Source organism: Hymenobacter profundi, from assembly GCF_019334315.1.
Lineage (GTDB): Bacteria > Bacteroidota > Bacteroidia > Cytophagales > Hymenobacteraceae > Hymenobacter > Hymenobacter profundi.
Genome location: NZ_JAHWGL010000124.1, coordinates 1 through 12,929, shown reverse-complemented (window position 1 = coordinate 12,929; position 12,929 = coordinate 1). Strand labels below are relative to the sequence as shown.

Here is a 12,929-nt window from a genome sequence, read left to right as displayed (position 1 = left end):
CCTCTTGTAGGTGGGCTTTTTGTTGAAGAGTAGTATATGGAAGTTCTACTTCGCCTTTTCTAGCGCAGCATAGTTCTGATAGAACAGCGGAATGGTTTCGATACCCTTTAGGAAGTTGAACACGCCGTAGTGCTCGTTAGGCGAGTGGATGGCATCCGAATCCAGCCCAAAGCCAAACAGCACCGAATCAATGCCTAGCTCTGACTTGAACATGGCCACAATGGGGATGGAGCCGCCACCGCGGGTAGGCACCGGGCGTTTGCCGAAGGTAGTTTCCATGGCCTGCGCGGCGGCCTGGTAGGCCACCGAGTCGGTGGGCGTTACTACGGGCTCGCCGCCGTGGTGGGGGCGCACCTGTACCGTTACGCCCTCGGGCGCGATGCGGGTGAAGTGTTCTTGGAACAAGGCCGTGATTTCGTCGGAGGTTTGGTGCGGCACTAGGCGCATCGAGATTTTGGCGAAGGCCTTGGACGGAATTACGGTTTTGGCACCCTCGCCAATGTAGCCGCCCCAGATGCCGTTCACATCGAGGGTAGGCCGGATGCCGGTGCGCTCCACGGTGGTGTAGCCGGTTTCGCCATAGGTGGCGGGTAGGCCGATGCTCTGCTTGAACTCTTCATCGGAGTGAGGTACGCGGTTGAGGTCGGCGCGCTCCTCAGCGCTCAGCGTGGCCACATTATCGTAGAAGCCGGGGATGGTAATGTGGTTGTTCTCGTCGTGCAAGGAGGCAATCATCTTGCACAGCACGTTGATGGGATTAGCCACGGCGCCCCCATAAAGGCCGGAGTGCAGGTCGCGGTTGGGGCCGGTCACTTCCACCTCGTGGTAGCTTAGGCCGCGCAGCCCTACCTCAATGCTGGGCAGATCGTTGGCGAGGATGCCGGTATCCGAAATCAGAATAACATCGGCCTTCAGCTTTTCCTTGTTGTTTTTGACGAAGATTGCCAGGTTGTTGGACCCGATTTCCTCCTCGCCCTCAATCATAAACTTCACGTTGCAGGGCACGCCGCCCTGCTGCTGCATCACCTCGAAGGCTTTCACGTGCATGTATACCTGGCCTTTGTCGTCGCAGGCACCACGAGCGTAGATTTTCTCGTCTTTGATTACGGGCTCAAACGGCGGTGAGTCCCACAGCTCGTAGGGGTCGGCGGGCTGCACGTCGTAGTGGCCGTAGACGAGTACGGTGGGTAGGGTGGGGTCAACCAGCTTCTCACCATACACAATGGGGTTGCCGGCGGTTTGGCACAGCTCCACGTTTTCTACGCCAACTTCTTCCAGGCGCTGTTTCAGGAAATCGGCGGCTTGCAGCACGTCGCCATGAAACTTAGGGTCGGCGGAAACGCTGGGAATGCGGAGCCAGTCGATGAGTTCGTGAATGAAACGATTCTGGTTTTCTTCGAGGTAGGTAGGCATATTGTGTGGGTAGGGGCGCGTGCCACGCGCCCGGCGTTAGACAATCAGTTGGCAATGCGAAAGTAGGCAAGTTCGGCAAGGGACTTTGTATCTACTACGTGCTTTCGGTTATGGCTGCACATCTTTTGGCACTGCCATCAAGCACGAAAGCTTCCCTACTTTTGCCGTTGCACGTAGATAGGAAAGCGGTATCCGCATTGTCCACTACTTGTCCGAACACCTGCTATACCTATCCATCTAGTTATGTCTACCGCCGCTCTGCTTACCTGCGTCATCATCGATGACAACGAAATCAACCGCTTCACGCTGGAGCGCGCCGTGCAGCGCCACGACCAGCTCACGCTGGCTGCATCGTTCCCAGATGCTATAGAGGCCCTCACCTACCTGCGTGCCGGCAGCCCGGTAGACGTGTTGCTGCTCGACATCGAAATGCCCCATATCAGCGGTTTGGAGCTGGTGAAGCTGCTGCCTGACCCCAAGCCCGCCGTGATTCTGGTCACCACGCACGCCTCTTTTGCCGTGGATGCGTTTGAGTTGCGCGTACTCGACTACCTGGTAAAGCCCGTCAACTACGCCCGTTTTTGCCAGGCCATCGACCGGGTAACGGAACAGTACCGCGCCGCGTTACCTGCCTCTCCTACCCCCGCCGCGCCCACTGTACCCACCGACCTCTCGGCTACTGGTACCGACTTGTTTGTGAAGACAAATGGCCGGCTGTTGCGCATCAATTTTGAGGACGTGCTATTCATCGAAGCCCTATCAACCTACGTGGTGCTGGTAACCGATAAGCAAAAGCACATCGTGGGCGGTACGCTCAAGAACATGGAAGAGCGCCTACCCTTTCGGCATTTCGTGCGCGTGCACCGCTCCTATATCGTGAACCTGCACCGCGTGCAGGCGCTGGAAGACAATATGCTGAAGCTCGGGACGCATGAGGTGCCTGTGAGCCGTGCTTACCAAGAGGAACTGGTGCAGCGGTTGCAAGCGTTATAAACAGCTGTCAGGCTGAGTGCAATAGAACTGAGGTACTCTACCTATAAATCATTCGGCTGAAACTACTGCCGCGGTATAGATGCTTCGATAAGCTCAGCATGACACGGCACCGGGCGATTTTTACGCAACACCCGACATTTCCTCGGTCAACCCATGTAGCACTTGCTCTACCTGCCGTATCAGCTGTTGCACGGCGGCTGCGCGGTACTTTTGGTCCTCGGCACCCGGGCGGGGTGGGTCTATCAGTAGTTCCAAGGGCTGCGCAATGCCCGCTACCCCAAACTGAATGAGGTTGGGTTTGATGTGATGTACCAGCCTGGCTACCTCCATCCAGTACTCGGCGGCGGCGGCATCCTGCATCTGTTGCAGAATGGGTGGTATGTGCAGCAAAAACGAGCGCACCATGCGCTGCACAAAGGTTTTTTCGCCATCGGCCAACTCGTATACCTGCGCCAGATCGTAGGCAGACGCCGGGATTTGCAGCAGCCCCACCAGTTTGTGGTAAAACTCTTCTTCCTTGAAAGGCTTGGTCAGGCAATCGTTGATGCCGGCTTTGAGGTAGCGGTCCAGATCGGAGCGGAAGGCGTTGGCGGTGAGAGCCAGCACCGGCACTTGCGCCCGCGCGGAATCGGGGTGCAGCCGAATGTGCGTCGTGGCTTCCGCACCGCTCATACCCGGCATCTGAATATCCATCAGTACCGCATCGTAAAGGTTTTCGGTGTGCAGGAGCAGTGCGGTAGGGCCGTCTTCGGCCTCATCTACCTGTACGCCCCAGCCTTGCAGCAGCCGGCGCACTACCTCCCGGTTGATGCCATTATCCTCCACCACTAGCACGCGGCGGTTGCGCAGCGCCCCGGTGTCCGTCAGCACCGGCCGTGGCGTGGTTTCGACGCCCTCGGCCCGCGGCAGTGTCACCGTAAACTGGAAGGTGCTGCCGCTTTCCACCTGGCTTTCCACCTGGATAGTGCCGCCCATCTGCTCCACCAGCGCCCGGGCAATGCCTAGCCCTAGCCCCGTACCCCCATAGCGCCGGGCCGTGTCGGTGCCGGCCTGCACGAAATCCTCAAAAATATGGTCGAGCTTATTTTCCGGAATGCCAATACCGGTATCCGTAACCCGGAAGCCGGCCGTCAGGTGTGTGTCGGTCTGGCTGAGCAGGTAGCCCCCTACGGAAATACTGCCGCCAGCCGACGTGAATTTAATAGCGTTGGATACTAGGTTAATCAAAACCTGATTCAGCCGGTAGGCGTCGCCCATCACGCGAGGTAGCGGCTCGCGCTGAAGCAGCAGGGTAGCATGGAACAGCAAGCCTTTCTCGGCGGCCTGCACAGCAAGCGGCTGCAACGCTACTTCCATCGACTCCCGCAAATCAAACGACATCTGCTCCAGTTCCAAGCGGGCCGAGCTGATCTTGGTCATGTCCAGCACTTCGTTCAGCACCGCCAACAAATGCTCGCCCGAGGTCTGAATGATACGCAGTAGTTCTTGTTGACCCTGATCGAGTGGCGTTTTGGTGAGTTGGCGCGCCATGCCCAGCACCCCATTCATGGGCGTACGAATTTCATGGCTGAGGTTAGCTAGAAAGGCTTCCTTGGCCTGCGCCGAGGCCTCGGCTTTTTCCTTGCCGCGGCGCAGCTCGGCTGTAGTTTGTGCTTGTTCCGTCACGTCGAGGGCGCAGAGCAGCACGTAGGGCGCCTGGCTTGGCGGGTCGAGGCGTTGGGCGCGGTACAGCAGTTGCCGGGGTTGCTTGTTGGCAATGGGCAGTAGGGATAGTTGCCCCGTTAGGGGCTGGCCGGGCGCTCCTACCTGCGCCAGGTAGGCGGGCAACTCAGCAGTGGGTATCACTTCGCTAAGAAGTTGATTTACCAGGCTAGTCATGGGCCGCTGCACTAGTAGGGCAAACGCCAGATTGCAGAACCGCAGCCGGCCGTGTAGGTCGTGCGCGGCCACGGGAGCCGGCAAATCATAGAGTACCTGATCGATTCCAAACCCACTCGTCTTGCTATTGGCGGCCGTTGCTTCGGCCAAGCGGCGCTCGGCAGCAGCAGCCCGCTCATTTGCAACGAGCAGGGCCTGCTCCAGTTCCGCAATACGCGTTGCTGCATCAATGGGCGCAAGCACAGGGCTGGAGGTAGACATCATAGAGAAACCGATAGAAGCGTCACGTCAACCAGCGTAACCTATTGTAGAGTTCCTACCGGGGCGAGGGTAGGGACAATGCTCTCAGGCACCATGAGTCAAAATGAGGTTGATGATCCAACGGCACACTGCGTTTCATTCGCTCTAAAACTACGACCGTTCACTACAAAAAGCGGCCCATTCGGCAGAAATCCCAGCAGCGGGTCAACTTCCGCAGTACTCTTGTAATGTCAACAGCGCAACAAAGCCAGCGCGGCACATTGCACGCTCTGCTTACCTGATTCTGTGAACCAAACAACTCTTTTCTACAAACAAACTTACGCATCACTCCCCTCCTACTTTTTACCATTATGGCATACTCTACCTCCTCCCCCGCTGGACAGACTGTACAAGAAATCATCAACTCGCTGCCCGGTCTGATGGCAGTAGCGGTGGTAGACGTACAATCGGGCATGGCCCTGGCCTCGCACTCTAACACGCCCAGCCTGAACCCCGAAACGGCTGCTGCCTACAACACCGAGGTAGTGAAACAAAAGCAAAAAGCGATGACCGCGCTGAAGCTGGCCGGTGAGAAGATCGAAGACATCCTGATGACGCTAAGCAACCAGTTGCACCTCATCCGACTTGCTGATGAAGGCAAGAAATTTATCTACCTCGTGGTAAATGCCCGCGATACCAACCTGGCCATTGCCCGCGACGTAATGCGCCAGGGTGCTGAGTTACTGAAGTAGTATTATACTAACGCAGCATTACCTTTAAACCGAAGCCGCCTCTGCGGCGGCCTACCCTGGGGTAGGCCGCCGCAGAGGCGGCTTCTTCTGTTACGTTGGCTTACTTTTTATCCCACGGCATGGGCACGCGGCTTTCGGTGCCGGCGCGCAGGCGGCCGATGTTAGCCCGATGCGTGTAGATCAGCAGCGCCGCCAGCACAAACCCGAACCACAATAGCAGTTGATTATCGGGCCGGAACGCGGGCAGCAGCTGCAATACAGCAAACGCCACGCCCGCCGTCATTGATGACAACGACACATAGCGCGTCAACAATAGCATCGTGATGAACACCAGAATGCATACGCCTACCGTGGCGGGTGCAATGGCCAGCATCACGCCCAAAATAGTGGCCACGCCCTTGCCGCCTCTAAACTGCGCAAATACCGGGTAGATGTGTCCCAACACGGCCAGCACGCCGCAAGCCAACTGAAAGTAGAGCAACTGCCCTGGCGCAACGGCCTGTTGGCTCACCAGCCACGCGGCCAGCGAGGTAGCCAGCCAGCCCTTCAGCACATCCACGGCCATCACAAAGGAGCCGGCTTTCTTACCCAGCACCCGAAACGTGTTGGTAGCGCCCGAATTGCCGGAGCCATGCTCCCGGATGTCGAGGTGGTAGAAGCTACGCCCTACCCATAGGGCTGTGGGAATAGAGCCAAGCAAGTAGGCGCCCAACAGCGCGCCCAGTATGTAGAGAAAGTACATAAAGAAGGAAATAGGAAGTCGACCAAAGATACAGGCTTTGGCAAGGTTGCCTATTTCACAACGGTTTCTACCTACAAAGGATAGGGTCCCGAAACCGACCAGCACGAAACAGCCCTACCCTGATTGTCAAGGTAGGGCTGCTTGCTTAGTCTTCGCCAAAGGGGTCGTTGGCGGCGCGTTTCTTTTTCTTCTTTTTGGTATCGTCTGCCGTAGGCTCGTCAGGCTTGGCTTCGGTAGCGACTTCCTTTTTCTTCTTGTCTTTCTTCGATTCCTCGGCGGGCGGGGCCTCAGCGTTTGTTGCGTCGGCCGCTACTTCTTCTTTGGCCTTTTTCTTCTTTTTGCTGGGTTCTTCCACTGGCGCTTCATCAGCGGGTTGGCTGCCGTCAGCAGCAACCTCGTCGGCCTGGCCTTTCTTCTTTTTCTTCTTCTTACCAGGGTCCTCCACAAAATCGAAGTTGCCCGTACTGCCCGACGACTGCACCACCGCCTTGCGCTTACCGGTCTCGCCCAGGTAGTCCTTGCGGAAGTGGGTCAAGAAGGATTCCACTTCCATGTCATCACCCAGGAAGAAACCGTAGGAAGTCGCCGTGTTGTAGTCGCCTTTGGCTTTCTGCCCAATCAGCTCGTCGTACGAACCGTGCTGGGCTTTGGTAAGAAGCAGGTTGTTGGAATACTTGAGGTAGTACCACGTCTGTGGCTCAGCTTCCAAGTACAGCTCCACAACGTCGCCGTTCTCATCCTTCCGGATTTCCACGTAGCCGTCAATCAGCACATTTAAATCCTTGCTCATGATGTTGGCCACGCCAATCTTTCCTTCTGAGTACCACGCCCGCTGCTTCTCCGACCACACCAGATTCACTTTGTTCAGCAGAATGGTATAGGTAAATTTGTTGGACACCTTCAGCAGCGACGCGTTATTGCCCTTGCGCGTATCAAAGGCTATGGCTGCACTGTTACCAGCGAATTCTCCAATTTTATATAAGTCTTCGCGGGAACCATCCAAAGCTTGAGGCGCGAACTTGGCGTTTTTGGCAATGTCGTCGGCCATGGCCTGCACGGCTTTATCGGGCATGTTGATATCGAAGCCCAGCATCGTATTCAACTGGTAAATAGCACTATCAGGCTTAGCATAGCCTAAACCAGCTGCTACCAAGGTATAATCTTTATTGGGATTGATAAGGTTCAGCTTACCCCGAAAGTTGATAGCAGCCGTAGTATCGTTGAAAGTCAGCACGTCGCCTTCGTAGATGTCCGTGGCCGCCGGGTCGTGACGGCTGATGGTGAAGTCGCGTTTCTTGCTGTTGTAGCGTAGGTCGCCGTCCACCGCAAACAGGTTCAGATCATCGGCGCTAGGCTTAGCTGCTACAAAGAGAGGGTAGATTTTGGAAGAGCCGCTGGACATGAATAGCCCCGTATACATAGGCGTACCATCTTCTGTTTTGGGCTCGTTGAGGTGAATACGCACGTCTTTCGGGTCGATACTGTCCTTCACAGCAAACCAATCGGAGGTCCCAGGCAACTCACTAAATTGCAAGTGTGCTTGCCCTTCAAACGTAAAGCCTGGCTGCTGCGAGTTCATAATCATGCTACCTCGGTAGGCAATACGCGGCGCCAGCAAGAACTTATCCGCGGCCTGAATACCACCCACGGCAATAGTAGGCGGCGAAGCCGGGCCAGCGTTCAGCGCATTCTTATTGCCACGCAGCTTTCCCAGCACACCACCCGTTTTGCCCGTAGTAGCTAGTGCTCCCCGCATGGCGGTGGAGTCGGAGTGGAAGTTAGAGAACTTGATGGCAAACGAGTCGGCAGCGGTCTGGTACTTGAACATGGCATTGCCGCTAAAGGCCGTGCGCGACTGAATTGTAATAGCCCCCTGGTACAGGTTGTGGTACTTGGCCAGCGTATCCATCACAATACCCGCATTCTGGAACGGCCGCATCTGCGCATTTGCCAGGATGTATACCTTGCTCGAATCGGGCGTAATCCAGGCATCGGCGGAGGCAATGTGGGGTACGCCGCCGGCTACCAGGCGGTAGCGGCTCAGGTCGTAGCTACCCGTATTGGCCCGAAATTTCAACCCGTTCTGCTCAGGCTTAGTGGAGTAGAAATAGGAGCGCGACGAATCGGCACCGGGCGCCACGCGCATCTGCACCTGCTTTTTCTGGAAGTCCCAGCGGCCACCGCTCAGCGTGGTGCGGTAGTCAGAGTAAGGCAGCTCGATGCTGGCCTTACTCCCCTCCTCGCGGGTGAAGTCGGCAAAGCCTTTCTGCAAGTCATACTCAAAGGCTACCTCATTCGCCACCAGGGCCGGTTTGTTCGGCTCCGCCGATTTAATACTCAACGTTGATTGCTTACCCTTATAATTCTTGGTCTTGAAGGCCAGTTGCGGCGAGCGGATAAACGACTGCGGCCCATCAAGCCCGCCGTTGCCGTAGAGGCCGCCGGGTGTGAGCGTAGCCGTGCCCTTGAACTTGTAGTTTCCGTCGTAGAAGCGCATGGCGTCGCCCTCGCGCTGGGTGCTCAGGTACATCGAGTCGCGTAGCACGGCCCACTTCATCTGATAACCGGGTTGCAGCGTCACCTTAGCAAACTCTACCCCCTTTAGCGGCCCCGGCGTGATGGTACCGGTCTTACCCACGGTTACTACCGAGTCTTTGTAGAAGATAAACTGGTCGCTGCTGAAGTCGCCGGTTAGGTATTTAATATTACCCTTTGCTAGCAACCCGCGGTTACTCATGTTCACCTTATTAAACAGCACGCCCTTGCCGCCATAAAGCGGAAAACCCTCTTTAGGCACGTCGTAGGTGAATCCCAGCGCACCGTCTTCCTGCAAGCTCAACTTGGTCTTGAAATCGGGCATGATGCCGCCCGAGTGAAACGTACCCACAAAGCCTACCGCCGAGCGGTTGCGGTTATTGAGCGAATCGATACGGAACGGCGGAATGTCGAAGTACATGGTACTGTCGTAGGCACCGCCCAGTACGTCGGGGTTATTGAAGAACACGGCCGCGCCAGTACTGGCATCAAAGGCAGGGTAGGCGCCTAGCTTCTTGCGGCCCGATTTGTTGTCGGGGCTATTGATATAGAGCTTACCCGCTGACTCGCCCTTCTGGTTGGCAATGCTGAAATCGCGCACGCGGGCCTTCATCACCGAGCCTTTGGCGCCCTTGCCTTTCACAATAATGGAGTCAATCTTGGTCAGGTCGATGTAGAAGCCATCATAGTCGAACTTGAACTTCTGCCCCTTGAACACGAAGGCTGAGGCCACCACGGTACCATTGAACACCACTCCCCGATTTTTCTGAATGTGGATAATCGAGGAGTCCGGCTTCACATATACCGTCACCGAGTCGTCGGAGAAGTTGAAGCGCTCTACCCCGCGCACCAGCAGGTCGTTGGTGTTCAGGTTCAGGGTAGCGTTGTTACCCTTTGGCGCCAGCGACTTAATCGCTAGGTGGTCGTAGTCCTTCTTGTTGCGCGCCGAGTTTACGTAGTGCGTGGCTTTGGGCAGCACCACAATCTCGTCGGTTTCTGGGCGCCAGCGCACGTAGCTGTCGCGGGCCAGGCCGGCGGCGGCAGTGCGTACGTTGGGCTCCTTGATGTTCAGCTCCTGCGCAATTTCCTGCACCGTAATCAGCTTCTGATTGTTGTGGCGCTGGCTGTAGCCTACCACCATCTGCAAGGGGTGCAGCTTGTTTATGGCTTTGATCTGCTGGTAACGCGTGTTGGTGTAAAACTCGCGCGACTCGAAATCAGCCGTCACCTGGTTTTTGGCCGTCAGCATCGAGAAGTTGATTTCGGGCGAGTTTAGTGGCCATGTCACCAGTTCCGTCCCGATTTCCATTTGGTGGTAGGAATCGTAGTAGGGCGTGTTTTTATACAAGCCCGCCTCGCGGGTGAGTTGCAGCAGCTGGCGCGGCTTCGAGAATTTCATCTTCACGCCGGGGTGCGTGAGCGAGTCTGTTTTATCCTCAAAAATGGTAACCGATGCCCGCGCCGCCGAAATTAGCGTGTCGCCCAGCACATACGCTTTCGACGAAGCCCGGAATTTAGGTTTACCGTTGGCGTCCACCAAAATGCGCGACAGGCTACCATCCAGCGAAGCCGACAACATACGCGAGCCCGCCAGGGAGAAGCCGCCGTAATAGCGGATGTCCTGGCCCAGGTCCTTCACGCGGGCATCGTTGGTGAGGGAGATAAAGCGCGGGTAGCCTGTGTCGGTAGCGCCCGGCTTTTTCTTGACCAGTTTATACGCCAACGCGCCCAAAATAGGCTCTTGCAACACGGCGGCGTAGGTGAACTTCACCGGCTCGGCTTTAAACTCGGCTTTGTTGATATCGAAATCGTACGGTCCCAGCACGGCGGTAGCGGGGTTGTTGTTCACAGTCCAAGCAAACTCGCCGTTTCCGCCCACAAAGTGGTGGCTGGAGGGCACCACCGCGCCGCTGGTTTTGCGCAACACCACGGAGTCGCCGCCGCTGGCCATGTACAGGTCTACGTCTTTTAATACCAGCACGGGTCCTTTGGTACTGGGTGCCATGTACGAATCGAATACGTAGGACGGCGCAGCCGATGATTCAGGTTCTGGTTCAGCCTCCGGCTCGGGGGCGGCCGCCTCTTTGGCGGGGGTAGCCTTGGCGGTAGCAGCTGGTTTGGCCGGCGTTTTCTTCTTAACGGGGGTTCCCCAACCATCGTCGGTGTCGCCCCAGCCGCTGCCGTCGCTGCTGCTCCACAAGTCGCTGGTGTCCCAGCCACTGCTGACCTTCTTCTTGGGAGCCGGCTTGGCTTTCGCAACTGGTTTGGCCGCGGCTTTGGCAGGGGTCGGCGCGGGCTTGGCTGGCTCTGGCTTGGGCGCTACGGGTTTGGGGGTAGGCCGAAGCGTTTCGGCAAAGGCCGGCATGTCTGCCTCGTTGTAGGCAAAGCTGAACGAGCCACCATCGGCGCGCAATGTGCTGTAGCGCGAGTGGTAGAGGTAGCGGGTTTCGATGAACTGCGTAGCCGCTAGCAGGAATTTCTCCGCGTTGCGCGGGTCGTCTTTATCTACGGTTTTGGTCAGCACATCCAGCAACTCGTCGATTTGCTGGTCGGAGAAGTTCTGTTTGGTTTTGGCCGTTACGAGTAGGTTGTACAGCATTTCAAGGTGCGGACGCGGCTTGAAATTTTTAGCCAGCATCTGCTGCGACAGCGCCACCGTTTTGCCTTGCTGCGTGGCCGTGAGGCGGTTGCTGGCCCACAGCTCCTGCAAACGAGCGCCCGAAGCTTTGGCCGCCGCATTGTTGGTCGAAGCCATCATCACCTGCACGTCCTGCATGAACTGTGCTGGATCGGAAGAGAGCTTGCCCACAAACCGAGGGGCTGGTGTAGCCGCTCCCGCAGCCGGACGAGTTTGCTGTGCCCAGGCTGGTGCACCCAGGCCTACCATCACCGCACAAAGCCAGCCAAGAACCTGTTTTTTCATACTGATACCGTCAAAACCCACTAAACAGGCTACAATTTCGTAAAAATTGCCGAAACCCAGTTATTCTTCTTTCTATTTGATTGATAAGCTAATCCGTGCTTCTTAGCTTCCTCTTGAATCTTGGATAAGTCCTCTTCATAGAATCCGCTGAATATTATGGGGCAACCAGCGGGCAATAGGGTGGCATACGCGTGCATGTCCTCTAATAGCACGTTGCGGTTGATGTTGGCCAGGATAATATCGAATGGTGCCTCTCCTTCCAGCACCTCTACCCCACCTAGGCGGCACTCGGCCTCGGGGAAACCATTGTCCTGCACGTTGTCACGGGCGTTTTCCACGGTCCAGGGTTCCACGTCCACAGCCAGGATTTCGCGGGCGCCTAGCATGCCGGCCATAATGGCCAGGATGCCCGTGCCGCAGCCCATGTCCAGCACACGCTTGCCTTGGTGGTCTACCATCAGCTGATTTTCAATCATCAGGGCCGTGGTTTCGTGGTGGCCAGTGCCGAAAGACATGCGCGGCATAATCACGATGTCGTACTCCACACCTTCGGGCTTAGGGTGGAACGGCGCCCGCACCGATACTTTATCGGCAATGATGAGAGGCTGAAAGTTCTTTTCCCACTCGGCATTCCAGTTTTGACGGGTGATGATGCGGTGGTCGTACTCGATGACGTCGGTGCCCTGGTAGCGGCTCATGATTTCGGCTACGTCGTCGGGGTTGAATACGTCCTCAGTGGTGTAGGCGCAAAAGCCTTCGTCGTTGTCTTCAAACGTATCGAAGCCTACCTGACTTAGTTCGGCAACCAGAATGTCGGCCAGCTCGCGCGGGGCCTGAACGCGTACTTCTACAAAATCCATAGTGTGGGGAAAGAATGGGCGAAGGCAAAAAAAATGCCGCCCGTGTTGGTTCGGGCGGCAAGTTCGCAGGAAAATCTGCGGAGGTTAGTGGAGTGCGCCCTACTGCGGCCGGCAGCCAGCATAAGAACGCACATCGGTATAATGAATTGTGAAGTCGGCCAGATTCCGATTTTCGGTTACAAAAATGCGGTAGTCGGCAAAGTCGCGGGCGTCGGTGAAGGCCCACAGGCCGGCCTGGTCAGCAAAGAGCTTGTTGTCTTCTTTATACACCATGAGGTTGGTGAAAGCCGTTTCTGGCTCCACGTACACGATGGCAAAACACTGATTGCGGCGGCGCGGGTCGGTTTCGAGGAAGATGGAGCCATAGATGCGGCAGGGGTCTACGCTACTCAGGGTTACTACTCTAGCGGGTGCCGCAAATGGCACCCGCGCCGCGGGTGGTGCGAGCGTCAGAAAACCGGCAAAGAAAAGTTCAGCAAGCATCATAACAGAGCAGACAACAACTTGGTCGGCTTTGGTTTCATCTTTATTATCGTGTCATCCTGATTATCTGTCATCCTGAGCATGTGGCGCATCAAGCCAGTGTCGAAGGA

General features: G+C 56.5%; 8 protein-coding genes. 2 read left to right on the top strand and 6 right to left on the bottom strand.

What is annotated here, in order from left to right; translation table 11 throughout:
- Positions 1–45: 45 nt before the first annotated feature.
- Positions 46–1,413, bottom strand: a complete 1,368-nt coding sequence (locus tag KYK14_RS19695; RefSeq protein ID WP_219161311.1) for a dipeptidase — start codon at positions 1,411–1,413, stop codon at positions 46–48.
- A 243-nt stretch (positions 1,414–1,656) separates the two neighbouring features.
- Here KYK14_RS19695 and KYK14_RS19690 point away from each other — a divergent pair, with 243 nt between their 5' ends.
- On the top strand, positions 1,657–2,406 hold the full coding sequence (locus KYK14_RS19690) for a LytR/AlgR family response regulator transcription factor (protein WP_219161309.1): 750 nt from the start codon (positions 1,657–1,659) through the stop codon (positions 2,404–2,406).
- Positions 2,407–2,526: 120 nt separating this feature from the next.
- On the opposite strand, the gene KYK14_RS19685 is transcribed toward KYK14_RS19690, so the two are convergent.
- Complete coding sequence (locus KYK14_RS19685; protein ID WP_219161306.1) at positions 2,527–4,548, bottom strand: ATP-binding protein; 2,022 nt, start codon at positions 4,546–4,548, stop codon at positions 2,527–2,529.
- 347 nt (positions 4,549–4,895) lie between these two features.
- On the opposite strand from KYK14_RS19685, the gene KYK14_RS19680 reads away from it, so the two are divergent.
- On the top strand, positions 4,896–5,276 hold the full coding sequence (locus tag KYK14_RS19680; protein ID WP_185282361.1) for a hypothetical protein: 381 nt from the start codon (positions 4,896–4,898) through the stop codon (positions 5,274–5,276).
- Between the two features lie 100 nt (positions 5,277–5,376).
- On the opposite strand, the gene plsY is transcribed toward KYK14_RS19680, so the two are convergent.
- From plsY to KYK14_RS19660, 4 genes are all read right to left on the bottom strand, one after another.
- Positions 5,377–6,018, bottom strand: coding sequence for a glycerol-3-phosphate 1-O-acyltransferase PlsY (gene plsY, locus KYK14_RS19675; RefSeq protein WP_185282360.1), 642 nt, complete (start codon positions 6,016–6,018; stop codon positions 5,377–5,379).
- 145 nt (positions 6,019–6,163) lie between these two features.
- Complete coding sequence (locus KYK14_RS19670; protein WP_219161304.1) at positions 6,164–11,476, bottom strand: hypothetical protein; 5,313 nt, start codon at positions 11,474–11,476, stop codon at positions 6,164–6,166.
- A gap of 29 nt (positions 11,477–11,505) precedes the next feature.
- Positions 11,506–12,336, bottom strand: a complete 831-nt coding sequence (prmA, locus tag KYK14_RS19665) for a 50S ribosomal protein L11 methyltransferase (RefSeq protein ID WP_219161301.1) — start codon at positions 12,334–12,336, stop codon at positions 11,506–11,508.
- A gap of 99 nt (positions 12,337–12,435) precedes the next feature.
- Positions 12,436–12,822 carry a 7(1) septoil knot domain-containing protein gene (locus KYK14_RS19660; protein WP_246601947.1) on the bottom strand — a complete coding sequence of 129 codons (387 nt, stop codon included), beginning with the start codon at positions 12,820–12,822 and terminating at the stop codon, positions 12,436–12,438.
- Positions 12,823–12,929: the final 107 nt, after the last annotated feature.